The organism is Paramylibacter ulvae (genome assembly GCF_014652655.1).
GTDB lineage: Bacteria > Pseudomonadota > Alphaproteobacteria > Rhodobacterales > Rhodobacteraceae > Amylibacter > Amylibacter ulvae.
The window spans coordinates 224655-250749 of sequence record NZ_BMZF01000002.1; the positions used below are offsets into that span (position 1 = coordinate 224655).

A 26095-nucleotide genomic window follows, 5' to 3' on the forward strand; every position below is an offset into this window, starting at 1 on the left:
AATATTATGTCAGATGTTATTTTTGCACTCGCCAGCGCCAAGGGTCGCGCTGGTGTCGCGGTGTTGCGCCTGTCTGGTCGTGGTGCTGTGGCACTGGTCGAAGAATTTGTCGGAAACGGGTTAAAAACCCCAGATCGTTCATTGCGTAAATTTAAATCTGGTGGTGAACTTATAGACGAGGTTCTGATTTTAACCTTTGCCAAAGGTGCGAGCTTTACTGGTGAAGAGGTTGTTGAAATCCACTGTCATGGATCAACGGCGGTGGTATCCGCCCTGCTTCGCATTCTTGGAAACCACCAAAATGCACGTATGGCTGAACCCGGTGAATTCACACGCAAGGCATTGGAAAACGGATGCCTTGATTTGGTTCAAGTCGAAGGGCTCGCCGATCTGATTGATGCTGAAACCGAGGCACAGCGAAAACTTGCATCTAATGTGATGACGGGTGCTTTGTCTGACAAGGTTAACGGATGGCGCCGCGATCTGATTCGCGCCGTATCGTTGATCGAAGCGACGATTGATTTTGCCGACGAAGATATCCCAACCGATGTCAGCCCAGAAGTCCTATCCTTGATCGATGGCGTGAGCGCGGATTTAGAATCAGAAATTAGAGGTAGCTTTGCCGCTGAACGGATTCGTGATGGATTCGAGGTCGCAATTGTTGGAAAACCAAATGTTGGTAAATCAACCCTCCTCAATGCGCTTGCGGGTCGCGAAGCAGCGATCACATCTGAAATTGCGGGAACCACCCGCGATGTGATCGAGGTGCGCATGGACATTAACGGACTTGCGGTCACTCTACTTGATACCGCTGGTATTCGCGAAACCCAAGATCAGGTCGAACAGCTCGGTGTTGGTTTGGCGCGGCAACGTGCCGAAGCGGCGGACCTTCGCGTGTTTTTGACAGAAAATGGTAAAATCGATGATCTAAAAATGACGCCTCTCGTCGATGATATCGTAGCAATAGGCAAGTCTGATATCTCAGCAAGCTCTGAGGGATTGCAAATTTCGGGAAAATCAGGCCAAGGTATTGATAAACTTATCAAAATCATCGATTCTTCACTTTCAAACAAAGCCGCTTTTGCACAGACTGCGACTCGTGAACGCCATAGAATCGGCATGGAACAGGCATTGGTGTTCCTCAAAACTGGCCGAGGCCTGATTTTAGAGGGCCCCGAAGTTTCAGAGATCGCAGCAGCAGAACTTCACCAAGGTATCGGATGTTTAAACGGAATCATTGGCAAGGTTGATGTAGAAGACCTACTTGATGAAATTTTCTCGAGCTTTTGCCTCGGCAAGTAATCGCAAATGTTTCACGTGAAACATTTTTCGCCCCTTCCATTGGAGGCGTGTTTCGACGTATAGACAACGCAACCACAACAATAGGATTGTTTCACGTGAAACATTTTGATGTCATCGTTATCGGAGGCGGTCACGCAGGTGCCGACGCGGCTCAGGCTGCTTGGCGCAGTGGCGCGCGCACCGCGTTGATCACTCACCGTTTTGACCGCATCGGCGAAATGTCGTGTAACCCAGCGATTGGCGGTCTGGGTAAAGGCCACCTTGTACGCGAAATCGATGCGCTTGATGGCGTCATGGGACGAGTGGCCGATCAGGCGGGCATTCAATTCCGACTTCTTAACCGCCGCAAAGGTCCCGCGGTACAGGGTCCACGCACCCAGGCGGACCGTGCATTATACCGTGCAGCAATGCAGCGCGAATTTACAAATCGTGACGGTTTGGATGTCATCGAGGCCGAAGTTGCGGATCTAATGATGGATTCTGACACTTGTAAGGGTGTTGTCCTGCGTGATGGATCACAAATTTCAGCGCCAGCAGTTGTTTTAACAACGGGTACATTCTTGCGCGGTTTGATCCATATTGGCGATGTAAGCCATTCTGGTGGTCGCATGGGTGATGATGCGTCGATCAAATTGGCGGAACGGATGGATGGCTTTAACCTTCCAATGGGTCGATTAAAAACGGGCACACCCCCGCGTTTGGATGGGCGTACAATAAATTGGGACATATTGGAAAGCCAAGGGCCAGATGAAGATCCTGCGCTGTTTTCGTTTTTGGCGAAAAAAGGCGAGCACCCCAAACAGATTTCTTGTGGCATCACGCATACAAACGCGAAAACACACGAGATCATCGAAAAAAACCTGTCACGCAGTGCGATGTACGGCGGACACATTGATGGGGTTGGCCCCCGCTATTGCCCATCCATCGAAGATAAAATCGTGCGTTTCGCTGATAAAGACAGCCATCAGGTGTTTTTGGAGCCAGAGGGCTTGAGCGATCACACTGTTTATCCAAACGGTATTTCAACCAGCCTACCCGAAGATGTGCAGCATGATTATGTACATTCGATGCTGGGTTTGGAAAACGTTACGATCTTACAGCCGGGTTATGCGATTGAATATGACTATGTCGATCCGCGCGCTTTGCGCCCTACGTTGGAATTGAAAGACGTTTCGGGACTATATCTTGCGGGTCAGATCAACGGAACCACAGGATATGAGGAAGCAGCGGCACAAGGCCTGGTGGCTGGATTAAACGCTGCACGTCGTGCCAAGGGTGCGGATTCCATTACTTTCAGTCGTGCGGAAAGCTATATCGGGGTGATGATAGACGATCTAACTACGCGCGGCGTTTCGGAACCATATCGCATGTTTACGAGCCGCGCTGAATATCGATTAAGTTTGCGCGCTGATAATGCCGATCAGCGGCTGACTCCGATTGGAATTGAATTGGGCTGTGTTTCGGATACCCGCCAAAAGGCGTTCGACGCCAAAATGAACAAACTGACAAATGCCAAAGAAACGTTAGGCGCGTTGGTGATGACACCAACCGAAGCCAAGAAAAACGGCATCGCGATTAATCAGGACGGCGTTCGGCGCAATGGGAATGATTTCCTTGCTTACAAAGATGTAACACTGCAATCCTTGTCCAAGGTTTGGCCAGAACTAGCCGGTATTGATCTGGATATAGCGGTTCAAGTTGAGCGCGACGCAATATATGCGCAGTACATTGATCGCCAGAAGGCCGATGTCGCGGCATTGCGCAAAGATGAAAACATGTCGATTCCAGATCATTTTGAATATGCTGGAATTTCTGGGCTGTCAAAAGAGTTACAGACCAAGCTTGCCCACGCCCGCCCCGCAACAGTTGGCCAAGCTGGTCGGATTGATGGCATGACACCTGCCGCGCTGGTTTTGATTTTGGCGCGTCTTCGCCGCGGTGTTGCGGAGAAACGTGCATGAGCGAGGCTGATGCGAAAGAACTGATAACATCTTTGACAAATGTTTCACGTGAAACAATGTGCAAATTGGAAACCTATGCGACGTTGCTTGAAAAGTGGAACCCAACAATCAACTTGGTGTCAAAAACGACGCTGAGCGAAAAATGGCAACGGCACTTTTTGGACTCGGCACAAATATGGGCTCATGTGCCGTCAACCACTACATCTTGGGCTGATATCGGTTCTGGCGCCGGGTTTCCTGGGCTGGTTCTTGCTATTGTTGCCAGCGAAAAACGGCCAGAGTTGCGGATAACGCTCATTGAGAGTGATGCACGTAAATGTGCGTTTTTGCGAAATACCGCAAGAGCGGTTGGTGTTGATGTTCACATTTTGACACAGCGCATAGAGGCCGTCGAAAATCAGCAATTCGATGTTGTATCCGCACGCGCCTTGGCGTCGATTTCACAGCTTCTGACCTATTGTGACAAAATCTTAGCTTCAAACGGTAATTGTTTGTTTTTGAAAGGCCAAGGCTGTGATACAGAATTGGAAGCGGCACGGCAGAGTCATTCATTCAGTGCCGAGACTTTTCCAAGCGTGACCCAACAAGAGGCGCGGATCGTAAAAATAACAGGGATTGCCCAAAAATGAAGATTATTTCTGTCGCAAACCAAAAAGGTGGCGTGGGGAAAACTACCACCACTATCAATCTTGCCGTGGCGCTGGCGGATCTTGGGAAAAAGGTTTTGATCCTCGACCTTGATCCGCAAGGTAACGCATCAACTGGGTTGGGGCACTTGGCGCCAGATCGCAAATTGACGCTCTATGATGTGTTGGTCGACAATGAGCCCCTGTCCAAAGCGACAGTGATGACCCAGGTGAATAACCTGTGTTTGGTGCCATCGACAACGGATCTTAGCTCTGCTGATATTGAAATGATCGAGGATAAGGCGCGTGTTATGCGTCTGAAAAAGGCCCTACAGGATCCAATCCTTGCCAAAGAAAACTTTGATTATGTTTTCATCGATTGCCCGCCATCATTGTCGTTGCTGACGGTAAATGCATTTGTTGCGAGTGACACGGTATTGGTACCGCTGCAATCCGAGTTTTTTGCGCTGGAAGGACTATCGCAATTATTGCTGACCATCAAAGATGTGCGCGAAAGCTTGGGGTCAACCTTGCGGGTAGAAGGCGTTTTGCTGACGATGTTTGATCGTCGGAACAAGCTATCGCAACAGGTTGAAAAAGATGCCCGCGAAAATTTGGGTGGTTTGGTTTATGAGGCGATTATTCCACGAAACGTCCGTATTTCAGAAGCACCATCATATGGACAGGCCGCCGTGCATTATGATCAATACGGAAAAGGTGCGCGCGCCTATGTTTCGCTGGCGCATGAATTTCTCGCAGGCCAAAAATAGTACTAACCCATTGGAAAGGTTGAATAAATGTCTAAAAAACCAGAAAAAAGAGGCCTTGGCCGTGGGTTAAGCGCATTAATGGCCGATATTGAGCCAGCAACCGCATCAGATGTTCAAAACGCACCGCCACAACGCGTTGGTGAAATGCGTGTTGCAATTGAACGCATTCATCCAAACCCAGATCAGCCGCGCCGCGATTTCGATCCCGAGGAATTGGAAAATCTAGCTGCGTCGATTGCAGAGCGCGGCGTGATCCAGCCGATCATCGTGCGTGATGATCCGTTGCACCAAGGTGATTATCAAATCGTTGCGGGTGAACGTCGCTGGCGTGCATCGCAAAAAGCGCAGCTTCATGAAATTCCTGTTCTTGTGCGCAAGATGTCCGATCGCGAAGTATTGGAAGTGGCGATCATCGAAAACGTACAACGTGCAGATTTGAATGCGGTTGAAGAAGCGCTTGGCTATCGTGCCTTGATGGATTCGTTTGGCCATACACAAGAACAAGTTTCCAGCGCGCTTGGCAAAAGCAGAAGCCATATCGCGAACGTGTTGCGTTTGTTGAACTTGCCCGCGGATGTGTTGACATATCTGCGCCAAGGTCAATTGTCGGCAGGTCATGCGCGCGCCTTGGTTGGCAATGATGACGCAAGCGCAATGGCGCGCGAAATAATCAAGAAAAGCATGTCGGTGCGTCAGGCGGAAGCGTTGGCGAAAAAGGGTTTAAAACCAAAAAACGCGTTGAAACTTTCTGCGCCCTCAAAGGATAGCGATACACGCGCACTTGAAACTGATCTGTCGGTTAATTTGGGGATGAAGATATCGATTGATCACAAGACTGGCGGTGAAACTGGTTCGGTGACGATCAGTTACAAGGATCTTGATGAACTGGATCGTTTATGTGCGATCTTGTCGTCGCAGCGCGGTTAATGATTTGGCCGTGTCCAAATAAAAATCAGAACACATGCCAAAATCCCTGCCTGTAATATCAGGATTGGGGTTTTGACCGCCAAGAAAACCGACAACAAAAACACGGCTGCAATGGATAGGGTTGCGATGCGTTTTGATTTTGGCGCAATTGCCCCGTTGCGTTGCCAATCTTGGATCGCCTTTCCAAATATGCTGTGGTTCATTAACCACGCATGGGCGCGATCGGAACCTTTGGCAAAACAAAACGCAGCCATAATCATGAACACCGTGGTGGGCAGCAACGGCAATACCGCACCAATCGCACCGAGCGCGACCATTACAAACCCAGCCAATGTCCAAAGATTTCTCATGGTATCTGTCTAAACTAAAAGATCACGAAGCAAAGCGTTAAGAATGATCCGCCCCTTTTGCGTTGCGATGATGTGGCTGTTGGTTTGGCGGAGCAATCCATCGGCGCAATGATTGGTGATGACGTCATCGGGCAAATGTTGCCCCGACAGGTTTTTGAACCGTGCAACGTCGCTGCCTTCTGACAGGCGTAGCGACATCATTAAATATTCGGATGCTTGATCGGTGGTTGAAATGATTTCCACATCGCTGGTTTTTTGATCTGCGTTTAACCAGGCCTCTGGGTTGCGAATGGATACAGTGGCGATGCGTTTTCCATCAACGGTGATCCGCCCATGTGCGCCAGGACCGACGCCAACGTAATCGCCATATCGCCAGTAGATCAAATTGTGTTGGGATTCTTGGCCCGCTGCTGCGTGATTTGAAACCTCGTATGCTGGCATGCCCGCATCAGCGCAAATTTTTTGGGTGATGTCATACATATCGGCGGCGGTATCATCGGCGGGAAGCCCGTGTAACTTGCCACGCTCAAACAAATTCCCAAACGCGGTTTGGGGTTCAATTGTCAGTTGGTATAATGACAAATGATCAACAGCCATATCGAGCGCACGGCGTAATTCGGTTTCCCAATTGGCAAGTGTTTGGTCTTGGCGGGCATAGATAAGATCAAAGCTCACACGTTTGAAATGGGTCTTGGCAATATCAAATGCGGCTTCTGCCTCTGCCACGGAATGCATACGGCCAAGCCGCTTTAGATCAGGGTCATTTAATGCCTGAACACCCATTGAAACGCGATTGATCCCTGCGCGGGAAAAATCCGCAAATTTGCCAGCTTCAACAGATGTTGGATTTGCCTCTAGCGTGATTTCCACGTTGGGTGACAGCCCCCAAAGCGTATCAATGGTTTCGATGAGTTTTTGAACAACCCGTGGTTGCATAAGACTTGGCGTGCCGCCACCAAAGAAAACTGTATCAACGGTGCGATTTTTTGAGCGCATTGATGCAAGGCGCAGTTCGCCAATTAACGCCGCCAGCCATTGATCGTGATCAACACTGTTGCGTACATGTGAATTGAAATCGCAATATGGGCATTTGGCAGCGCAAAACGGCCAATGTATATAAATGCCAAAACCTGCGTTTTGCCAATCTTGCGTGATTACGCGTTCAGACATTGTGAAACAAGTTTCGCAAAAGCATCGGCGCGATGGCTCATCTTGTGTTTTTGTGCAGGATCCATTTCGCCGAAGGTTTCTGTAAATCCATCAGGAACGAATATCGGATCATACCCAAAACCAAGATCCCCGCGCATTGGCCAAGTAAGCGAACCATCAACGGTGCCTGCAAAAATCTCATCATGCCCATCTGGCCATGCGATACACAGGGTGCAGCAAAATTGTGCTGTGCGCGGTTTTGGTGCGTCTGCCTTTTCCAGCAAATCCCATGTTTTGGTCATGGCCATCACAAAATCGCGGCCATTTGGGGTTTCGGCCCAATCGGCGGTGTAAACACCAGGTGCACCAGCCAAGGCAGAAACAGCGATTCCGCTGTCGTCGGATAATGCAGGGAGCCCAGATTTTTTTGCCGCGTAATGCGCCTTGATCCGTGCGTTGCCTGCGAATGTATCTTCGGTTTCATCGGGTTCATCGAACCCCAGGTCGCCAGCGGAAACAACATCAATACCAAAAGGTTCCAGCAACGCCGCGATTTCGCGAAGCTTGCCCGCGTTATGCGATGCGAGAACGATTTTCTTTTCGGTGAGCTTGCGCATTATGCGATTGCTGCCTTTTGTGCGGCAACCAATTCAGCAACGCCTTTTTCAGCGAGATCCATAAGGTGATCGAATTCAGAGCGGCTAAATGTTGCACCTTCCGCAGAGCCTTGGATTTCAATCATGCCGCCTGCCCCAGTCATAACAAAATTTGCATCTGTGCCTGCTTCGGAATCTTCGGCGTAATCCAAATCCAACACGGGTTGACCGCCATAGATACCACAAGAGACCGCCGCGACGTGATCCGTTAATGGGTTTTCTTTGATATCGCCCGCTTTCATCAGGGCATCCACCGCAAGGCGAAGCGCAATCCAACCACCTGTGATTGATGCACAGCGTGTGCCGCCATCAGCCTGAATGACATCACAATCAACGGTGATTTGGCGTTCACCCAATGCGACACGATCAACACCCGCACGCAATGAACGCCCGATTAACCGCTGGATTTCTTGGGTGCGGCCAGATTGTTTTCCTGCTGCGGCTTCGCGGCGATTGCGTGAACCTGTTGCACGAGGCAGCATGCCATATTCCGCAGTGACCCACCCCAGACCAGAATTGCGCAACCATGGCGGCAAGCGATCTTCGACAGATGCGGTGCATAGCACATGAGTATCACCGCATTTGATCAAACAAGACCCTTCGGCGTGTTTGGTGATACCTGTTTCAACGCTAATGGTGCGCATTTCGTCAATTTTTCGGCCTGATGGGCGCATGATGTAATCCTAATCTTTTTTGGCGGCTAACCTTGCGAGTTTTTCTTCAAGCCGGCGTTTTTTGTTTTCCTTACGAAGCTGTTTTTGTTTTGGGTCGATACGGCTCCGTCGTTCGCCCGCTTGTTCCATATTTTTATGGTGCAAGTCTAGGGCGTCTTGAACGTCTTCGAAATAAGTGACCTTCCCATCTTTTAGCACCGCACCTGAATCGCATAGCTCTGATATTTGGCGCGTGGAATGTGAAACAATAATTGCGCCGCTGTCTTGTAGTCGCTCTTTCATCACGAGCCGGCATTTGTTTTTAAACCTTGCATCACCAACTGCCATGACCTCGTCAACCAAGTATGTGTCGAACTTTACACCCATAGAGACACCAAATGACAAGCGTGAACGCATCCCTGATGAATATGACTCTAGGGGTAAATTAAAGTGTTTTCCCAGCTCTGCAAAATCGCGGACAAATTCGATAAGGTCATCAGTATCAATACCATAAACCCGCGCCAAAAATCGGACGTTTTGCACACCAGTTAGTTCTTTGTGAAAACTGCCTGCGTAACCAACGGGCCATGAAATAGCGCCTGTTTTTTTGATCGTCCCTGAATCATAGTGAACTGATCCCGAAATCATATTTAATAGGCTGGATTTCCCCGCGCCATTTGCACCAAGCAGCGCGACGCTTTTGTTCGATGGGAAAGTCACGGACAAATTGTCGGCAACTTTGTGTGATGTGCCGTTCAGGCGGTATACCTTTGTCAGATTGCGGATTTCAATCATGCTATGCTTGGCGGTCGCGAACGCTGTAAAAAACCAAGGTTCCAATGGACCAAATGAGAAAGAGGAAAAATGTGATCATTCCTGTGATTGTGGTGCGTTTTGGAAACTGAGATGTTTCAGCTTGGGTTGGTTCAATATATGCGGCCAAATACCGGCTCTTGCGGCGAGCATCCGATAGCGCGCTATCATATGTGGCCAATGCGCTGACATAAGATGTTTGTGCAAATTCTAAATCCACACGCATTTCTTCGTAGGTTGTTAACAGATCGGTAAAGCGCATGTTTTCCGGCCCACTTCCTCCCAGTTTTGCGCGCTCTTGTGCGATGCGTGCCTCAATCGCGGCAATTTTGCGTGAAATTTGATCTTTGCGTGCGTCCTGCCGACTGGCGGTTTTATCCAACAGATCCTGTTCGATTAATGCCTCTGCGAGTTGTTGTTGCAACGAAGATAGAATTCCCATCTGGCTTTGCAAATCTACGTTGGGATCGACAATCAAATTATCCGATCGGAATTTGGAAATTATTTGGCGTACGGATTTAAGCCGCTCAACAGCGTTATCAAGCTCTAGCTTGGCAAAGCGGGTGGCATCGGATTGCGCAATCGCACTAAGCCGGTTGATAAGCAGGCTTGATTCATCAAATATTTCTTGTGCGATCCGCGTCGCATCTTCTGGGCTAAATGCGAGCACCTGAAGCTCAATTAATTGCGTTGATGAATTGTAGTATATTTTCACCATGCGCGACCAGTAACGCACCAATTCTTCGATTGGGTCGGACGGGTCAAACGAAAACACAGGGTCATTGTCGGGCTTGCTGTACAGTGCCTTAAGGTCAAGTGATGTGTTGATCTTGGCCACCAATTCTTGACTTTGAATATATTCAAACAAGATATCAGTGTCGGATGTACCAGACGATCCAAGTGATGCGACGCCACCAAGGATATCAAGGCCAGACGATGTTTCCTCTTGGCGTACGGTAAACCCGACGGTTGATGAAAATTGATCCGCAGCGCGCGCGCTGAAATACCAGATACAGATAGCGGCTGGTGCGACAACAAACAAAATAAATGAAAGAAGCACAAAAAGATGACGAAGTTTGAAACGCGACCTTCCCGATGGGATTGGCATCGACGAATAATCGGCCTCTGCTGTCGTGTCGTTTTTTTCCTTCATGTTTTCACTCGTTATCTTGTTTTTTGATGTGGATTGTCTGCTTGAATTTGACATAACGCTTTCGTTGCTTATCGCTCGGAGTTTAGGTTGTTAAACCATGTTTTAGGGAATAAAGTTAAGCAATGTAAGAGAAAAGACCCCCAACTTGACCGAAATGAAATCACAAGCACTTGGAATTCAAAAGCAACGCTTTGCATCTGCGCGGACAATATTGTCTTTGATGTTGCGTGAAATGGCGACCAGCTATGGTAAATCGCCAAGTGATTTTTTTTGGGCGGTCGCAGAACCGGTATTGAGCATCGCATTATTGACGTTTGTATTCTCTTTGGCGCTAAAGTCGCCGTCGTTGGGCTCAAATTTTGCGATATTTTACGCTTCAGGCTATTTACCGTTTTATGTGTATTCTCAGGTTCAACTTAAAATCGCTAACTCTTTGTCATTTTCCAAACGGCTTTTGTCTTATTCACGTGTAAAATTTACAGATGCTATTTTCGCACGGTTGTTTGTAAATTTGGCGATATTGGTAACAGTATTCTATTTTCTGATTACAGCAATCGAGTGGCTGTATGTGACGCATACAGTTCATCAATATGAATATATGATTCTTGGTGTTTTGATGGCCACCATTATGGGGCTTGGCGTTGGAACGCTGAATATATTTCTTTTTGTATATGTGCCTAATTGGGAAAACCTATGGCGCATTGTGACCCGCCCGTTGGTGTTTTTGTCGGCGGTTTTGTATATTGTCGAAGATGTGCCATCAGAATATCAAAAATATCTTTTGATCAATCCACTTACGCATGTGACAGGTATGGTGCGCAAAGGATTTTACCCAACCTATACTGCTGATCACATTTCGGTTTCCTATGTGATGGGGTTTGGATTAACTTGTTTTGCTGTTGGTTTGTTTTTCCTGTTCCTGTTTCGAAAACAAATGCGCAGTTAATCCAGATTGACCAATGCGCACGGAGTTTTTAGGAACGTAAGGCATAAACCATGTGGTATTTGACGTGAACACGACGAACCCAACCAATGATATGACAGATCGCAGCCGCGAAGTTTTTCGCTTGTTGGTGGAATCTTATTTGGAAACGGGCGACCCTGTTGGATCGCGCACGTTAACGCGGAGCTTGTCTGAAAAAGTGTCCGCTGCCACCATCCGCAATGTGATGCAGGATTTGGAACATCTGGGTTTGTTAAACAGCCCTCATATTAGTGCCGGGCGCATCCCAACACAACTTGGCCTGCGTCTGTTTGTTGACGGGTTCATGGAGGTCGGCGATCTGGGTGGTGCGCAGCGGCGTGAAATTGATAAACAGATGTCAGATGAAAGCGAAATTTCATCCCTATTGGATCATGCCGGATCATTGTTATCTGGTCTTACGCACACCGCTTCGGTGGTGATGGCGCCAAAAACAGAATCACCAATAAAGCACATCGAATTTGTCAGCCTTGCCCCTGATCGTGCATTGGTCGTTTTGGTAACCGAAGATGGGCATGTGGAAAATCGCGTATTCACGCCCCCTATTGGCCAAACACCATCAGCAATGCGCGAGGCTGCAAATTTTTTGAATGCGATGGTGGCTGGGCATACCGTGCGCGAACTGAAATCAATTGTTGAACGTGAAATATCGGCGCGTCGATCTGAATTGGATGCGCTGGCGCAAAATCTGATCACCGCTGGCGTTGCGGTCTGGAGTAAGGATGCAAATAACGAGGAACGATTGATCGTACGTGGTCGTTCGAACTTGTTAACTGATGCTGGAAGCGAAGAAGATATGGCGCGCATTCGCCAGTTGTTTGACGATCTAGAAGCCAAGAAAGATATCGCCCAGTTTTTGGATCTTACGGATGCGGGTGATGGGGTGAAAATATTTATTGGCTCTGAAAACAAACTCTTTTCACTTTCGGGGTCGTCATTGGTGGTTTCACCGTATATGGATGCTGATCGAAAAGTGATCGGTGCGGTCGGCGTAATTGGCCCCACGCGGTTGAACTATGGGCGGATCGTGCCCATTGTGGATTATACGGCCCAATTGGTTGGGCGCATGTTAAGAGGCTGAAACATGGCGGATACAAACGGCAAACCAAAGATTGATTTGGACGAAGAAATGAAAGATTTGGAACGGTTTTTGGACGAAGACGCCGAACCGATTGCGGAACCAAAAGAAGAAACCGATGACGATGCAGTTGTTGCGTTGCAAACAGAAAACGAAGACCTAAAGGATCGTTTGATGCGCGCAATGGCAGAGGCAGAAAACCAACGCAAACGCGGCGAACGTGATCGCCGTGATGCGGAAATTTATGGCGGGCGCAAGCTGGGCCGTGATTTATTGCCTGTGTACGACAATATGAAACGCGCATTGGAACATGCGACAGACGAACAGCGTGCAGCAAACAAAGGTTTGTTTGAGGGTATCGAATTAACTCAACGTGAATTGATCAGCGTATTTGCAAAACATCAAATCGTGCCAATCGTTCCAGAAGTCGGCGTAAAATTTAACCCCGAAATTCACGAAGCAATGTACGAAGCCCCCGTCCCTGGTGTGGACAAAGGTTGCGTTGCACAGGTGATGAACGAAGGTTTCATGATCGCAGAAAAACTTTTGCGCCCTGCACAAGTTGGCGTATCATCAGGATCACCAACTTAAGCGAGCGAAATCATGTCCCAAGGCCAAAGATCAATGCCGATATTATCCGTAAAGGATGTTTTGAAATCTGCTGATTTTTTCGCGGGAATGGGATTTGATATTGCGGGACACTGGAATAACGACGATGGCAGCGTAAATTTTGCCATCGTTCATTTGGATACGATTACCGTTGGATTGATGCGTGATACGGATGCACGTGGATCTGGTGAAAACTGGGTTTCGTATTTTTATGTCAATGATATCAATGCGTTTTCGGATCATATTCAAGGAAATGGTATTGAACTTGCACGCGAATTAGTGGATCAGGTTTATGGCTGTCGCGATTTAGAAGTGATTGATCTGGACGGTAATCGGATGTGTTTTGGTCAAGATTTAACGCCTGGCACGGCTGGTCCGGGATTGTAGTTTTTGGTTATTTGAACAAAATGAAGGCTGGGGTTTAATCCAGTTTGCCACGTAGTTCGTAAATCAGAGCAAGTGCATCTTTGGGCGTTAGTTCGTCTGGCAAAATATCACGTATCGCATTTTCGATTTCGGATTCTTTTGCTGCTGGCTGTGCTGGTGTTGGGGTGGCGTTGAACAATGGCAATTCATCCAGCAATGACTGTGTTTTGCCGCCGCCAGATGCAGCACCGTCTTCGAGTTTTTCCAATACTGATCGCGCGCGTTCAATAACGGCAGCAGGCAATCCAGCTAGTTTGGCAACCTGTACACCATATGAACGATCAGCAGCACCGCGTTTTACCTCGTGAAGGAAAATGATGTCACCTTCCCATTCGCGCACAGATACGGTGGCGTTCATAAGACCAGAAAGCTGTGAAGTAAGACCTGTAAGTTCATGATAATGCGTTGCAAATAATGTTCGGCACTTGTTTACGTCATGCAGGTGTTCCAATGTAGCCCACGCAATTGACAACCCATCATAAGTGGCCGTACCGCGACCAATTTCATCCAATATAACCAAGGCGCCATCGTTTGCTTGGTTCAGGATCGCGGCGGTTTCAACCATTTCAACCATGAATGTGGAACGCCCGCGGGCAAGATCATCCGATGCGCCAACGCGGCTAAATAATTGCGTTACAACTCCGATCTCGGCGCTTGCTGCGGGCACAAAACTTCCCATTTGGGCAAGCAATGCGATTAACGCGTTTTGGCGCAGGAATGTCGATTTACCCGCCATGTTTGGACCCGTTAACAGCCAAGCGGGCTTTGCATCGGTGCCATCAGCACTTAGATCACAATCATTGGCCACGAACGCATGGTTACCATCGCGCCGCAACGCGGATTCAACAACGGGGTGGCGGCCAGAAACGATGTTGAACGTGCGATCATTTAATAGTTTCGGGCGTACCCAATCGTCGCCATTTGCCAAATCGGCAAGTGCGGAAGAAAGATCAATTTCAGCCAAAGCCTTGGCGGCAACGGATACCGTATCAGATTGTTCCAATATGGATGAACAAAGTTGTGTAAATATTTGTTTTTCAATTTCTAATGCACGACCACCCGCATTCAAAATTTTGGTTTCGAGCTCTGATAATTCAACCGTGGTAAATCGAACGGCGTTTGCTGTTGTTTGACGGTGAATGAATTTGTCCGAAAATTTATCACTCAGCATTTTTGACGCGTGGGTTGCTGGCGTTTCAATGAAATACCCAAGAACATTGTTGTGTTTGATTTTTAGGGCATTGATCCCAGTTAAGGTACTGTATTCCGCTTGATGTGCTGAAATAACCTTGCGCCCTTCATCGCGAAGTTTGCGAGCTTCATCGAGTTCACCGTTATATCCATCGGCAACAAACCCACCGTCGCGTGCCAATAGCGGTGGTTCAAGTACAAGTGCCGCGCCAAGTGCGTTGAACAGTTCGTCGTGACCTTGCAAATCATTGCAAGCATCAATCAGGTTTTGTGGCAATTCATCTGCACACAAAGCGTTTGCCAGTTGTGCGCCCTGTTCCAAACCCTTTTGAATGGCGGATAAATCACGTGGGCCCGCGCGATCGAGGGATATGCGTGATAATGCACGATCCATATCTGGTGTTTGTTTCAATGCGTCACGAGCGATGTCTTTCGCGGTGGTGGCTTGTGTAAAAAAGCCAACGGCATCAAGGCGTGCATTTATCGTGGTGATATTGGTGGAAGGTGCGGTCAATCGGCGTTCCAGCAAACGTGCTCCACCGCCTGTGACAGTGCGGTCAATCGTGCGCAGCAACGTTGAATCGCGACCACCGGACAAATTGTGCGTGATTTCCAAATTGCGCCGTGTTGCGGCGTCAATCTGCATCGCGGTATTTGCGCTTTCTTTGATTGGCGGGCGCAGTAAGGGTAATTTGCCTTTTTGCGTGATGGCAAGGTAATCGACGATTGCGCCAAGCGCACCCAGTTCAGCGCGGGCAAATTGGCCAAACCCATCCAATGATTTAACACCGAATTGTTTTTGCAAACGATCAGTTCCCGCTGTGCTATCAAAGCTCGCGGGTGAAAGTTCAGTGATCGCAGCACCTGCGTCTTCTATGATTTCGTGCAATTCTTGGCCCAATGCATCGGTGATCAACACTTCCTTTGGGGCAAGGCGTGCGAGCAATGGCCCAAGCGCAATGCGCGGACAACTTTGCACCAAAAAATCACCTGTCGAAACATCGGTCCATGCCAGTGCAAATTCACCACGCACCTCTGTACAGGCGCAAAGATAGTTATGATGACGCGCATTCAAGAGGCTGTCTTCGGTCAAGGTACCAGGCGTCACGAGCCGCACAACACCGCGTTTCACAACAGATTTGTAACCGCGTTTTTTCGCCTCTTCTGGTGATTCCAGTTGTTCACAAACGGCAACGCGAAAACCCTTTCGGATCAGAGTTAAAAAATACCCCTCAGCGGCATGATGTGGAACGCCACACATTGGGATATCATCGCCATTATGTTTGCCGCGTTTTGTGAGTGCGATGTCCAATGCTTCGGCCGCGTGAACAGCATCATCGAAAAACATTTCGTAAAAATCACCCATGCGATAAAACAATAGCGCATCAGGATATTCAGATTTGATTTCCAAAAATTGCGCCATCATTGGTGTGACGGTTGATTTCGATGCAGACACAAACATTCCCCAATAGTGTTTCGCGTGACGATACCCAAACTGCTGCGCCGCGAAAAGCGGTTTTTCGGGTGGGGTTTCGCAACCATATGGCGCGAAATTTCGACGGACAGATGAATTTGTTTCGTATAATGCTTATGTATCGCGAAACATTAGGAGTGATGGTTTTGCAAATTGATGAACAGGCTGCAATTCGTTTTGGATTTGGTTTGTCGCCAAATCAACCAAACCCACAAGACCTAAGCTCTGTTCTGGCTCAGTTGAACGGGGTGGATACATTTGCGATAAAGTTCCCACTGTATTCGACCGATCAAGGATTAAACGCGCTGTCCGATTTTGCGGCGGCGCGAAAAGTTGAAAAAACCGGAGCGGCCGATGGGGCCGCGATGGTTAAGTCACAAAAAAAGATTGTTCGCCAACTTTCACAGCAGACATATCGAAATCTATTTGCGCGCGCGGTTGATAGCACGGACGGATTTCGCGAACGGTTGTCGTGGTTTTGGACAGATCATTTTTCGGTGTCGGCGCGCGGTCGCAAGCTGGGCGTATTGATGCCGACAATGATAGATTCCGCAATCCGCCCCAACCTTTCGGGGAAATTTAGCGACATGTTGATGGCTGTTAATTTACACCCTGCGATGTTGGAATATCTGGATCAAAGCAGTTCAATCGGCCCCAATAGCGATTTTGCGCAAAAGCGTAAAAATAAGGGGCTAAATGAAAATTTAGCACGTGAAATGTTAGAGCTACACACCATGGGTGTGGGTGGTGGGTATTCACAAACGGATGTGCGTGAATTGGCGGAATTGCTGACAGGATTGCGGGTGAATGCCAAGGGTGTGCGATATAACCCTGTGTTTGCAGAGCCAGGAACGGAATATATTCTGGGTAAATCATATGGCGGGGAGGAAGAAGAGCTTCGCCATATTAAACAGTTTTTGCGCGATATTTCAGTGAATCCGATAACGGCTAAACATTTGGCGCGAAAACTAGCGGTTCATTTTATTTCAGATATGCCATCTGAAGATTTGATTGAACATATGGCAGATAAATACTTGGCTAGTGACGGTAACCTGCACGAAATTTACAGCGCGATGTTATCTCATACATCGGCGTGGGAAACGCCGCGTGCCAAGGTGAAACAGCCGTTTGATTTTGTGGTCTCCGTGCATCGTGCATTGGGTGGGTCAGGTCAAGGTATCTTGGCACTAAAACGCGGGCGATTTAATTCACAAACACATGTCCCCATGCGCCTTATGGGTCAAAATTTTTTGCAACCTGATGGGCCCGATGGTTGGCCAGAAGATGGCGAACACTGGATTACACCAGCGGGATTGGCAGGGCGTGTGCAATTTGCGATGCAAATGGCCGAAACGATGGATGGGGATGTCGATCCACGCGCATTTGTGACGCAAGCGGTTGGGCGAGATGCCAGCAAAGACATTCATTTGGCGGCGGCGCGTGCAGAATCCAAGATCGAAGGATTGGCACTAATTCTTGCCTCTCCTGATTTTAACAGGAGATAAGCGATGAACGATCAAACCAGACGCAAGTTTTTGTTAAACACTGCGGCGCTGGGCTGTTCCGCAGCGGCAAGCCCGCTGGTAACCCCCGTTACATTTGCATCCACACCGTGGGACAATCGCTTGGTTGTGATTGTGTTGCGCGGAGCGATGGATGGGTTGGATGTTGTGCGTCCCTATGGGGATAAAATGTTTGCGCAACATCGCCCCGATTTGGCAAAAACCGATGCAATTGATTTGGATGGTTTTTATGGAATGCACGGCGGTTTGAGCGATCTTTCCCCGTTGTGGGATCAAGGACAGCTTGCCTTTGCCCATTCTGTTTCCACGCCATACCGCAATAAACGCAGCCATTTTGACGGGCAGGATTTATTAGAAGCAGGTTATGCCAGTTTGGATGAGCGCCGCCGCATGGGAACCAGCGGTTGGTTGAACCGTATGTTAACGCTGGTGCCAAACGTCGAAACCGAAACGGCATATGCCGTTGGGCAGGATGATTTGTTGTTATTGCAAGGCGACGCGCCACACGCATCTTGGGCGCCAGGGCGGAGTTTGTTGATGTCTGCCCAAGGGCAATTATTGTTAAACCGCATGTATGAATCCGACCCGCTGTTCCACGCATCCGCAGAGGTGGCGATTGAATTGACCGAAGATTTGATGGCCATTGGTGATATGGATGGCATGATGGACGAAATGGACAGCATGCAAGACCAGATGAAAGCGAATAATCAAGCGATTAAACTGGCAAAACGCGCAGGTGCATTGGCGGAATTTGCCGCCGATCGTTTGAACGAAGACAGCCGCATCGCTGCGTTTTCAATTGGTGGATGGGATACGCATCGCAATCAAAAGGTTATTATTCAAAAACCGTTGTCTCAACTGAGCACAGCGATTTTGACATTGCGCGAAAAGTTAGGCGCAAATTGGGATAAAACGGCCGTGCTGTGCATGACCGAATTTGGCCGCACCGTGCGCCAAAACGGAACACAGGGAACCGATCACGGCACGGGTGGTGCGATGTTAATGGCGGGGGGCGCAATTCGCGGTGGAAAGGTTTATGGAAAATGGCCGGGGCTTGCGGATGAAAACCTGTTCAACAATCGCGATTTAATGCCCACAGCGGATGTGCGCAGCTATGGCGCGATTGCAATGCGCCATTTATTTGGAATTGCGCCAAATGATTTGGAGCGCGTGGTGTTTCCGGGACTTGATATTGTGGATGATCCGCGGTTTATTCTATAACCTTTTGCAAAGTCCGCTGCGTAATTGTTTCTTTTTGAAACGCACTGTCGGATAAATGTGCAAATTTGAATAATCCCAAAGGAATAGACCATGTACGATCCATCCGAAAATGACTTGCGATTTGCCATCCAGCACACGATTGGGCTGGATCAAATCAGCCATCTTGATGCCTTTGCTGATGTATCCCCCGATCTGGTTGACGCGGTATTAAGCGAAGCGGCAAAAATCGCACGCGAAGAATTGGCACCGTGCAATAATTCAGGCGATATTCAAGGATCAAAGTGGAATTCCGATTTTACCGTTCAAACGCCGGATGGATTCAAAAAAGCACATGATGCGCTGTCCGCGGGTGGGTGGTACGGCATCGAAATCGCCGAAGAATTCGGCGGCCAAGCATTGCCACATTTAATTTCCGCGGCTGTTGGCGAAATGTTTCATTCGGCGAATATGGGGTTTTCTTTGTGTCACTTGCTTACCCAAGGTTTGACACATGCGTTGACAGTATCCGCAAGCCAAGAGCAAAAAGAAAAATTCCTTCCGCCAATGGCAGAGGGTCGTTGGACAGGTACGATGAACCTGACCGAACCACAGGCAGGCACGGATTTGGCCGCGATCAAATCGACGGCTGTGAAAGAAGGCGATCATTATCGCATCAAAGGTCAGAAAATTTTCATCACCTATGGTGAACATGACATGGCTGAAAACATTGTGCATCTGGTTTTGGCCCGTGCCGAAGGTGCGCCCGAAGGCGTTAACGGCATTTCCGTATTTATCGTACCAAAATTCTTGGTCAATGACGATGGGAGCCTTGGTGAACGCAATGATGTGAAATGTGTTTCCATCGAACATAAACTGGGTATCAACGGATCCCCAACAGCAGTGTTGCAATTTGGCGAAGACAAAGGCGCAATCGGGTATTTGGTTGGCGAAGAAAACCAAGGTTTGAAAATCATGTTTGGCATGATGAACCACGCCCGTTTTGGCGTGGGTATCCAAGGGCTGTCCATTTCCAATCGTGCGTTTTATCAGGCGAAAGAATACGCAAGCGAACGTGTGCAGGGCCGCCCGTTGGATCGCAATGAAAAAGACACCATCGATCACCATCCCGACGTCATGCGTTTGTTGGCAACAATGCGCGCCGAAATCGAAGGCCAGCGCGGCATGTCACTATACGGCGCGGCGGCATTGGATCGTGCACATTATGAAACGGGCGATGACAAGGCATTCTGGGCAGAGCGTTCATCATTGATGGTGCCAATCATCAAGGGTTGGTTAACCGAACGTTCGTTGAACCTAACATCTGATGCGGTTCAGGTGCATGGCGGTATGGGCTTTATCGAAGAAACTGGTGCGGCACAGCATTATCGTGATGCGCGTATTTTGCCGATCTACGAGGGCACAACTGCAATTCAGGCCAATGACTTGATGTTCCGCAAAACGCTACGCGATGGTGGCAAGGCCGTGAATTCATTGTTGGCCGAAATCAAAACCGATGCAGAAACCGCGAGCAAAGTTGACGATGCGAATATCGCCAATGCGGCGGCGGATGTTTTGCGCGGTACCAAAACAGCCCAACGCGCGGTTGAATTTATCCTGTCAAACACCCTGTCTCAACGTGAAGCGGCGGCAATTTCTGTGCCGTATCTGATGATGATGGGAACATTAACGGGTGGCTGGATGAGCGTGAAATCCGCAATTGCAGCAAAGGATGCGATGAATTCTGGCACATGGGATCAAACATTCCTTGATGCCAAAATCTCGCTTGCGCAAGTGTTTGCAAAACACACGCTACCAGAGGTCGAAAAATACGCGAATATCGTATTTGACGGTGGCGCATCAATCGAAGCGATGGCACCCGAAATTTTGTAATAATGTTCTATAACCACTAAAATGGCGCGATGTTTTCGCGCCTTTTTATTTGGCCCAATCACGCCATAATTGTATGCAATGCTTGCCCCAAGCAAAGTTATAAATAATAGTAAACCCACGTGATTGCCAACAAACGGGAAAATTGAATATGATTACTGAATGGACGCCGATCGAAGTTGCAGAATTTATTATTGATGAAGGTTGGGATAGTGCGGCAACGCCTGTTCGATGGAATGTGAGTGCCGGCGATTCCATTAGCGTTCACATTTCTGGGATGAGCAATGAATCACAACAAGTGGCAATGTTGGCATTGGGAGCTTGGACAAGTGTGACGGGGATTGAATTTACGTTTGTAAACTCTGCTAGCGCGGCGCAACTGGATTTTTCCGATACTTCGGGCGGGCCAGTTGGCGGGTGGTCATCATCGGGCGGTTATATCTTATCGGGATTTGTGCATGTTGATCAATCTTGGATCGATACTTACGGCAGCGGTATCGGTGATTATGGGTTTCAAACCTATATCCATGAAATTGGACATGCATTGGGTATTGCGCATCCAGGGCACTATGAAAGTGGTGGTACCACATATGAAACTCACGCAGAGTTTTTGAACGACAGCTGGCAGATGACGGTCATGTCGTATTTTTCACAGACCCAAAATACATATATCGACGCCACTCGCGCATTTGTTGTGACGCCGATGATCGCGGATATTCACGCAGCACAATTGTTATACGGCGACAGCAATACAATCCGCACCGGCAACACCACATATGGTGAAAATGGGAATGCTGGCAATTATTATGACGACATCATTGATGCCAGCGGCCCTGTTACATTTACCATTATTGATGACGGCGGCATTGATACATTGCGTTTGATCAATACGGCTGCGGATCAAAATATTGATATGCGCGGTGGTGGTATCTCGGATGTTTATGGTTTGGTTGGCAATATGGTGATTTTCACCGATACGGTGATTGAAAATCTCTATCTTGGGCGCGGCAACGATACGGTTACTGGCAATGAGGCCGATAATTATATTCGGGCCAATACAGGCTATGACACGATTTATAGTCTTGAAGGAAACGATACCATTTACGCGCAAGATGGCCATGACGTCGTTTACGCTGGGGATGGTGATGATTTCATTTTTGGCGGTTCAGGATCTGACATCGTCGAAGGTGGTGATGGCGATGATATTATCGAAACAGCTGCGGGTGGTGATGAACTGTTTGGTGGCGCAGGGAGCGATTATTTAAACGGCAATTCACGAAGTGATACCATTTATGGCGGAACCGGAGACGACACCATGTGGGGTGAAGGCGGGCGTGACGACATTCGTGGCGGACAAGATGATGATACCATTTTTGGTGGGAACGGTGCAGACATTCTGGATGGTGAATTGGGAAATAACATCATTTACGGCGGATCTGGGCGTGATGTTTTATACGGCGGATCTGGTGATGACATAATATATGGTGGGGCTGGAGGGCGTGACCAATATTTTGGAGGATCAGGCGCTGACGAATTTATTTACCAAACTGGTGATAACAATGATCAGATTTTCGATTTCCAAAATGATATCGATTTGCTCGATCTTAGCGACATCGCGGTTGGTAATGTATGGGATTACGCCGCTGAAGTTGACGGGAATGTGGTTTTTAATTTTGGAAACAGAGACATCTTAACGGTAGATGCGATAACCATTGCGGAACTATCCGACGATGTGTTCACCGCCAGTCCGTAAGGTTAGTTGTGTGAATAACCCAAAGTAGAAGGAATGGTGCTTTTCTTTTTAGTACGAGATCGTTTAAATCTGGATTTAAGTAATTAACTAAGTGAGCATCCAGATAGGAAGCATTATGAACCCGTATCAAAACCTAGATCAAAGGGCGTTTTGGGCGCCCGCAGTTGGCAAACGTGACATGCTCGAAATATCCGAGCTTTGGTCCCCAAAATTCCCGATTAAACCAAGCAGCAAAGTTGCAACATTTGGATCGTGCTTCGCGCAACACTTTAGCAAAGCGCTCACCAAAAACGGGTTTCGCTGGAACAATACGGAACCGACACCTGACGGTTTGTCCGATGAAAACGCACTATTGTATAATTATGGTGTTTTTACTTGCCGTACTGGCAATATTTACACGACATCGCTTTTGTTACAGTGGACAAAATGGGCGCTGGGCAAGGAAAAACCACCAGCGGAATATTGGGAAAAAGATGGGCGCATTTATGACCCGTTCCGCCCACGTGTAGAGCCAAACGGTTTTGCCAGTGTTGATGAAATGATTGCATCGCGTGACATGTGTATCGAGGCATTCAAAGCCGCGATTGTTGATTCAAAAATATTTGTGTTCACATTGGGCTTAACCGAAAGCTGGATCAATAAATCAGGTGGATATGAATATCCAATGTGCCCAGGTACGGTTGCCGGTGATTTTGATGAAAAGGAACATACTTTTGTGAATCAGGATTACAAGTTGATCCACAAAAATTTGACGGATGCGCTGAAACTGATGAAAGAAGCAAATCGCGCGTTGCGGTTCTTGTTGACGGTTTCACCTGTTCCGTTAACCGCAACCATGTCTGGAAATCATGTTCTGGTCGCAACGATGCATTCAAAATCGATACTACGAGCGGTTGCAGGTGATATTGCAACCAATCGTCGCAATGTTGATTATTTCCCGTCTTATGAAATCATCAGTAGCTTTCCGTTTCGCGGTGAATTTTTTGCGCAAAACCTTCGCAGCGTAGAACAACGTGGTGTTGATCATGTGATGGCAAATTTCTTTGCAGGGCTTGGTATTGATGTTGAAAAAATCAAAGCAGACAAAGCCGAACGCACACAGCGCGCCGCAAAACGCAAAGAAGAAGCAAACGAATTGGTTTGCGAAGAAGAACTATTGGCCGCTTTCGGAGACAAAAAATGAAGATCGCCGCAATTGGTAATAGCCACATTGGTGCATTGAAATTGGGCTGGGATTCAATTTCAAAAAAGCACAAAGACGTCGAAATTACATTTTTTGCTGCGGCTCGTGAAGCGTTGCAGGATATGGAATTGAAAGATGGAAAATTGGTTCCGACCAATGACGTGTTGGCGCGTCGATTGGAACAATTTTCAAACGGTGTATCGGCAATTGACCCTGAACAATATGATGCATTTTTCATTGTCGGGGGCTGGAAGATTTTTCCAGTGGATAAGCGTACTTCAACCGCAGTTCAATCAACCATCGCTTCGGATAGTTTTGAAAACACTGTTGGCGGAAACTTGGCAAAACTGTTGCGCTCCGCGACCGACAAACCAATTTATCTGGGCCACAATCCATTGCGCGCACAGTCCAAGGCATTCGTCAAAGAGTTTAAATCAATGTCGCTTAGTTATGCCCAACGTATCGATGCCGTTCAAAAGGTTGCGCAAGAACATTCTGTAACTGTGGTTTCACAGCCCGTTAAAACGCGAAGTTCTGAATTTTCGACGGTTGAAAAATATGCGAAATCTTCTGCGCGTTTACGTTCTGCGCAACTCAACGATGTAATCGAAGAAAAGAAAAAACGGAATGAAAAGCGTATTGCGTTGGGTAAAAAGCCACTAAAAATCGCGAACCCAAAAAAACTAAGCCATGGCAAAAATGAGAAAAGCCATATGAACGGTGATTATGGTGCATTATATATGTCCGCTTTGTTAAGCACGATGAAATAACGATCCGTGATGGTGTTTAGCTGGAGAATATCGTGAAAAAAATTGCGTTGATCGGGAATAGCCATGCTGGCGCGCTCAAATAAGGTTGGGACGTTATCTGCGAAGAGTTTCCAGATGTGTCGGTTACGTTTTTCAGCTCTGCACGTAGAACACTTGGTCAGCTAGAGATCAGCGAAGACAAGTTAATTGCAAATAATGACGAACTAAAATCAAAACTTGAATTGTCTTCAAACGGATTGGATAGCATTGATTCCAACGCGTATGATGCATTTTTTGTAATCGGTGGCCAAAAAATATTTGCAGAAGATAATCGCCTGTCAGCTGCTGTTAAAAAACTGCTTATGGAAGATGGTTTCAAAACAAGCGTGGGTGCCGTTGTTGTGTTGCGGTTGCGTCAAATAACACAAAAACCGATTTGGTTTTCGCCTAATCCGCTAAAAGCGCATTTTGATGATTACATTCAACAATGGAACAACAAAGCGATCGCGTTTGACGATCGAATTAATATGTTATCAGAAGTATTATCGGAAATAGATGTATCGGTGTTTGCCCAACCAAAAGAAACGCGTAACTCCGAATTTTCCACATCTGAAAAATTTGCTCGTCAGCAACCCACATCCACACAGAGTAAACGAAATGGTGGCGATCGGGCACATATGAACGAAGCTTACGGCGTGATCTATATGCGTGCATTTGCCCAACATTTGTCGGCGCAATTATCATAGGCTACTTTAGAATTGATTTGATCATCTCAAAGTTTTCAACTCCAAATCCTTGATTAAGAGCAAAGTTGAAAAAGTTTTGCTTTATTTGCTCTGAACGCTCTTTTTTGATCAGCTTTTTCAATTTTCTTTCGGCAAGGTTTTTATGTGGTTCAAACCCAAATTTGCGGGCATGTTCGACAATGCGAAGATTGGATTCCGTTTGGTTTTTGGTCAACTCACGAAATTCGATCTTCAATACTTTGTCTTGGTTCGCGTCGAGAATGGACTGTAAGTTTCGCATGTGATTAATCACAATTGGCACCTCGCGCCAGATAGCAAAATTTAACAGATCATCGTCTATTTCAGTTTGAGCATAGGGGTCATATGCCCCATCACCTTGTGGCATATGATACATGCCAGTCGTTTTTGCCATCGCACGCGATATTGATTGATCCAAAATAGATGGGCGTACAACGGACACCAAATTAACAGCGTCATATGTGCGATAAGCCCAATCAATTACATTTTGCGCCGCTTGCACGGGGTGGGTTTCCTTTTCACCACCCAACATCCAATTTACGTGATCTGCGTATGACACCATGAGCTTTAACCCATAGACATCAGGTGAATTATCGTCCCCGCCCTTTTTCGCGATCAAATCGATGACATCCTGTTCGCTGACCGTTAAATCACCGCCTTGTTTGAATGCTTTCTTGTCTTTGCGGATCAGTGGCATCAGATGCTCACCAGGTACACCCATTCCGCCCAAATCTTGGATGTCCGATCTTAAGAGCGTGCTTCCAGATCTTTGGGTTGCGATTAACAGGGTAAGTTTGGCCATTATAAATTCTCTATATTGGGAGCTTTGCTTAAGAATTATGAGCAAATTATTTATATTGTTATTACTTTGCAATGGCGACGCTTACCAGTAAAACGGGCTAAATTTGAGGGATTA

The 26095-nt window shown here is 47.6% G+C and carries 24 protein-coding genes; 16 read left to right on the forward strand and 8 right to left on the reverse strand.

From position 1 onward, the window contains the following. Positions 1-6 precede the first annotated feature (6 nt). The 5 genes from mnmE (at position 7) to IE094_RS05885 (ending at position 5586) form a co-directional block, all read left to right on the forward strand. A complete protein-coding gene (gene mnmE, locus IE094_RS05865; RefSeq protein WP_189639653.1) occupies positions 7-1302 on the forward strand; it encodes a tRNA uridine-5-carboxymethylaminomethyl(34) synthesis GTPase MnmE in 1296 nt (431 codons plus the stop codon). Positions 1303-1397: 95 nt separating this feature from the next. Beyond that, on the forward strand, positions 1398-3263 hold the full coding sequence (gene mnmG, locus IE094_RS05870) for a tRNA uridine-5-carboxymethylaminomethyl(34) synthesis enzyme MnmG (RefSeq protein ID WP_189639654.1): 1866 nt from the start codon (positions 1398-1400) through the stop codon (positions 3261-3263). Then, complete coding sequence (rsmG, locus tag IE094_RS05875; RefSeq protein WP_189639655.1) at positions 3260-3892, forward strand: 16S rRNA (guanine(527)-N(7))-methyltransferase RsmG; 633 nt, start codon at positions 3260-3262, stop codon at positions 3890-3892. Before mnmG ends, rsmG begins: the two co-directional genes overlap by 4 nt. Beyond that, a complete protein-coding gene (locus IE094_RS05880; RefSeq protein ID WP_189639656.1) occupies positions 3889-4659 on the forward strand; it encodes a ParA family protein in 771 nt (256 codons plus the stop codon). The genes rsmG and IE094_RS05880 overlap by 4 nt, the downstream gene beginning before the upstream one ends. 27 nt (positions 4660-4686) lie before the next feature. Next, a complete protein-coding gene (locus IE094_RS05885) occupies positions 4687-5586 on the forward strand; it encodes a ParB/RepB/Spo0J family partition protein (RefSeq protein WP_189639657.1) in 900 nt (299 codons plus the stop codon). Here IE094_RS05885 and IE094_RS05890 read toward each other — a convergent pair. The 6 genes from IE094_RS05890 to IE094_RS05915 are packed head-to-tail and all read right to left on the reverse strand — an operon-like array spanning position 5583 to position 10360. Then, entirely contained in the window at positions 5583-5936 is a 354-nt protein-coding gene (locus IE094_RS05890; protein ID WP_189639658.1) for a YbaN family protein, read from the reverse strand. The two genes, IE094_RS05885 and IE094_RS05890, sit on opposite strands and share 4 nt — an antisense overlap. Positions 5937-5945: 9 nt before the next feature. Continuing rightward, on the reverse strand, positions 5946-7106 hold the full coding sequence (gene hemW, locus IE094_RS05895; RefSeq protein WP_189639659.1) for a radical SAM family heme chaperone HemW: 1161 nt from the start codon (positions 7104-7106) through the stop codon (positions 5946-5948). Next, positions 7091-7702, reverse strand: coding sequence for an RdgB/HAM1 family non-canonical purine NTP pyrophosphatase (rdgB, locus tag IE094_RS05900; RefSeq protein ID WP_189639660.1), 612 nt, complete (start codon positions 7700-7702; stop codon positions 7091-7093). Before rdgB ends, hemW begins: the two co-directional genes overlap by 16 nt. Further along, on the reverse strand, positions 7702-8415 hold the full coding sequence (gene rph, locus IE094_RS05905) for a ribonuclease PH (protein WP_189639661.1): 714 nt from the start codon (positions 8413-8415) through the stop codon (positions 7702-7704). Before rph ends, rdgB begins: the two co-directional genes overlap by 1 nt. A 9-nt stretch (positions 8416-8424) precedes the next feature. Then, the gene (locus tag IE094_RS05910) at positions 8425-9189 is read right to left on the reverse strand and encodes an ABC transporter ATP-binding protein (protein WP_189639662.1); all 765 of its coding nucleotides are present in this window, start codon (positions 9187-9189) and stop codon (positions 8425-8427) included. A 1-nt stretch (position 9190) separates the two neighbouring features. Then, the gene (locus IE094_RS05915; protein WP_229802082.1) at positions 9191-10360 is read right to left on the reverse strand and encodes a KpsE/RkpR family capsule polysaccharide export protein; all 1170 of its coding nucleotides are present in this window, start codon (positions 10358-10360) and stop codon (positions 9191-9193) included. A 154-nt stretch (positions 10361-10514) separates the two neighbouring features. On the opposite strand from IE094_RS05915, the gene IE094_RS05920 reads away from it, so the two are divergent. From IE094_RS05920 to IE094_RS05935, 4 genes are all read left to right on the forward strand, one after another. Further along, positions 10515-11306, forward strand: coding sequence for an ABC transporter permease (locus IE094_RS05920; protein ID WP_229802083.1), 792 nt, complete (start codon positions 10515-10517; stop codon positions 11304-11306). A gap of 91 nt (positions 11307-11397) precedes the next feature. Then, entirely contained in the window at positions 11398-12423 is a 1026-nt protein-coding gene (gene hrcA, locus IE094_RS05925) for a heat-inducible transcriptional repressor HrcA (RefSeq protein WP_189639814.1), read from the forward strand. A gap of 3 nt (positions 12424-12426) precedes the next feature. Continuing rightward, positions 12427-13011 (forward strand): nucleotide exchange factor GrpE, encoded by a 585-nt coding sequence (gene grpE, locus IE094_RS05930; protein ID WP_189639664.1) that lies wholly within the window; start codon positions 12427-12429, stop codon positions 13009-13011. A gap of 33 nt (positions 13012-13044) precedes the next feature. Next, the gene (locus IE094_RS05935; protein WP_189639665.1) at positions 13045-13416 is read left to right on the forward strand and encodes a VOC family protein; all 372 of its coding nucleotides are present in this window, start codon (positions 13045-13047) and stop codon (positions 13414-13416) included. A gap of 34 nt (positions 13417-13450) precedes the next feature. Here the strand turns inward: IE094_RS05935 and mutS are convergent, their stop codons facing one another. Then, positions 13451-16108 carry a DNA mismatch repair protein MutS gene (gene mutS / locus IE094_RS05940; protein ID WP_229802088.1) on the reverse strand — a complete coding sequence of 886 codons (2658 nt, stop codon included), beginning with the start codon at positions 16106-16108 and terminating at the stop codon, positions 13451-13453. On the opposite strand from mutS, the gene IE094_RS05945 reads away from it, so the two are divergent. From IE094_RS05945 to IE094_RS05975, 7 genes are all read left to right on the forward strand, one after another. After that, positions 16093-17625, forward strand: coding sequence for a DUF1800 domain-containing protein (locus IE094_RS05945; RefSeq protein ID WP_189639666.1), 1533 nt, complete (start codon positions 16093-16095; stop codon positions 17623-17625). The two genes, mutS and IE094_RS05945, sit on opposite strands and share 16 nt — an antisense overlap. A 3-nt stretch (positions 17626-17628) precedes the next feature. Next, the gene (locus tag IE094_RS05950) at positions 17629-18864 is read left to right on the forward strand and encodes a DUF1501 domain-containing protein (protein ID WP_189639667.1); all 1236 of its coding nucleotides are present in this window, start codon (positions 17629-17631) and stop codon (positions 18862-18864) included. A gap of 90 nt (positions 18865-18954) precedes the next feature. Continuing rightward, positions 18955-20733 (forward strand): acyl-CoA dehydrogenase family protein, encoded by a 1779-nt coding sequence (locus IE094_RS05955; protein WP_189639668.1) that lies wholly within the window; start codon positions 18955-18957, stop codon positions 20731-20733. 148 nt (positions 20734-20881) lie between these two features. Beyond that, positions 20882-22483 carry a M10 family metallopeptidase C-terminal domain-containing protein gene (locus IE094_RS05960; RefSeq protein ID WP_189639669.1) on the forward strand — a complete coding sequence of 534 codons (1602 nt, stop codon included), beginning with the start codon at positions 20882-20884 and terminating at the stop codon, positions 22481-22483. Positions 22484-22598: 115 nt separating this feature from the next. Next, the gene (locus tag IE094_RS05965) at positions 22599-23666 is read left to right on the forward strand and encodes a GSCFA domain-containing protein (RefSeq protein ID WP_229802090.1); all 1068 of its coding nucleotides are present in this window, start codon (positions 22599-22601) and stop codon (positions 23664-23666) included. Next, positions 23663-24436 (forward strand): hypothetical protein, encoded by a 774-nt coding sequence (locus IE094_RS05970; protein WP_189639670.1) that lies wholly within the window; start codon positions 23663-23665, stop codon positions 24434-24436. The genes IE094_RS05965 and IE094_RS05970 overlap by 4 nt, the downstream gene beginning before the upstream one ends. Before the next feature lie 116 nt (positions 24437-24552). Beyond that, complete coding sequence (locus tag IE094_RS05975) at positions 24553-25161, forward strand: hypothetical protein (protein ID WP_189639671.1); 609 nt, start codon at positions 24553-24555, stop codon at positions 25159-25161. Position 25162: 1 nt separating this feature from the next. Here the strand turns inward: IE094_RS05975 and IE094_RS05980 are convergent, their stop codons facing one another. Continuing rightward, positions 25163-25981, reverse strand: coding sequence for a Stf0 family sulfotransferase (locus IE094_RS05980; RefSeq protein WP_189639672.1), 819 nt, complete (start codon positions 25979-25981; stop codon positions 25163-25165). Between the last annotated feature and the right edge of the window lie 114 nt (positions 25982-26095).

Excerpts from the sequence above, each read along its gene's own strand:
- rdgB (WP_189639660.1), bottom strand. The coding sequence starts at position 7,702 with ATGCGCAAGCTCACCGAAAAGAAAATCGTTCTCGCATCGCATAACGCG.
- IE094_RS05920 (WP_229802083.1), top strand. The coding sequence starts at position 10,515 with ATGAAATCACAAGCACTTGGAATTCAAAAGCAACGCTTTGCATCTGCG.
- hemW (WP_189639659.1), bottom strand. The coding sequence starts at position 7,106 with ATGTCTGAACGCGTAATCACGCAAGATTGGCAAAACGCAGGTTTTGGC.
- rsmG (WP_189639655.1), top strand. The coding sequence starts at position 3,260 with ATGAGCGAGGCTGATGCGAAAGAACTGATAACATCTTTGACAAATGTT.
- IE094_RS05885 (WP_189639657.1), top strand. The coding sequence starts at position 4,687 with ATGTCTAAAAAACCAGAAAAAAGAGGCCTTGGCCGTGGGTTAAGCGCA.
- rph (WP_189639661.1), bottom strand. The coding sequence starts at position 8,415 with ATGCGCCCATCAGGCCGAAAAATTGACGAAATGCGCACCATTAGCGTT.
- IE094_RS05890 (WP_189639658.1), bottom strand. The coding sequence starts at position 5,936 with ATGAGAAATCTTTGGACATTGGCTGGGTTTGTAATGGTCGCGCTCGGT.
- IE094_RS05970 (WP_189639670.1), top strand. The coding sequence starts at position 23,663 with ATGAAGATCGCCGCAATTGGTAATAGCCACATTGGTGCATTGAAATTG.
- IE094_RS05965 (WP_229802090.1), top strand. The coding sequence starts at position 22,599 with ATGAACCCGTATCAAAACCTAGATCAAAGGGCGTTTTGGGCGCCCGCA.
- IE094_RS05950 (WP_189639667.1), top strand. The coding sequence starts at position 17,629 with ATGAACGATCAAACCAGACGCAAGTTTTTGTTAAACACTGCGGCGCTG.
- mnmE (WP_189639653.1), top strand. The coding sequence starts at position 7 with ATGTCAGATGTTATTTTTGCACTCGCCAGCGCCAAGGGTCGCGCTGGT.
- IE094_RS05935 (WP_189639665.1), top strand. The coding sequence starts at position 13,045 with ATGCCGATATTATCCGTAAAGGATGTTTTGAAATCTGCTGATTTTTTC.
- IE094_RS05955 (WP_189639668.1), top strand. The coding sequence starts at position 18,955 with ATGTACGATCCATCCGAAAATGACTTGCGATTTGCCATCCAGCACACG.
- IE094_RS05960 (WP_189639669.1), top strand. The coding sequence starts at position 20,882 with ATGATTACTGAATGGACGCCGATCGAAGTTGCAGAATTTATTATTGAT.
- IE094_RS05980 (WP_189639672.1), bottom strand. The coding sequence starts at position 25,981 with ATGGCCAAACTTACCCTGTTAATCGCAACCCAAAGATCTGGAAGCACG.
- IE094_RS05945 (WP_189639666.1), top strand. The coding sequence starts at position 16,093 with ATGCAGACACAAACATTCCCCAATAGTGTTTCGCGTGACGATACCCAA.
- grpE (WP_189639664.1), top strand. The coding sequence starts at position 12,427 with ATGGCGGATACAAACGGCAAACCAAAGATTGATTTGGACGAAGAAATG.
- IE094_RS05880 (WP_189639656.1), top strand. The coding sequence starts at position 3,889 with ATGAAGATTATTTCTGTCGCAAACCAAAAAGGTGGCGTGGGGAAAACT.
- IE094_RS05915 (WP_229802082.1), bottom strand. The coding sequence starts at position 10,360 with ATGAAGGAAAAAAACGACACGACAGCAGAGGCCGATTATTCGTCGATG.
- IE094_RS05910 (WP_189639662.1), bottom strand. The coding sequence starts at position 9,189 with ATGATTGAAATCCGCAATCTGACAAAGGTATACCGCCTGAACGGCACA.
- mutS (WP_229802088.1), bottom strand. The coding sequence starts at position 16,108 with ATGTTTGTGTCTGCATCGAAATCAACCGTCACACCAATGATGGCGCAA.
- hrcA (WP_189639814.1), top strand. The coding sequence starts at position 11,398 with ATGACAGATCGCAGCCGCGAAGTTTTTCGCTTGTTGGTGGAATCTTAT.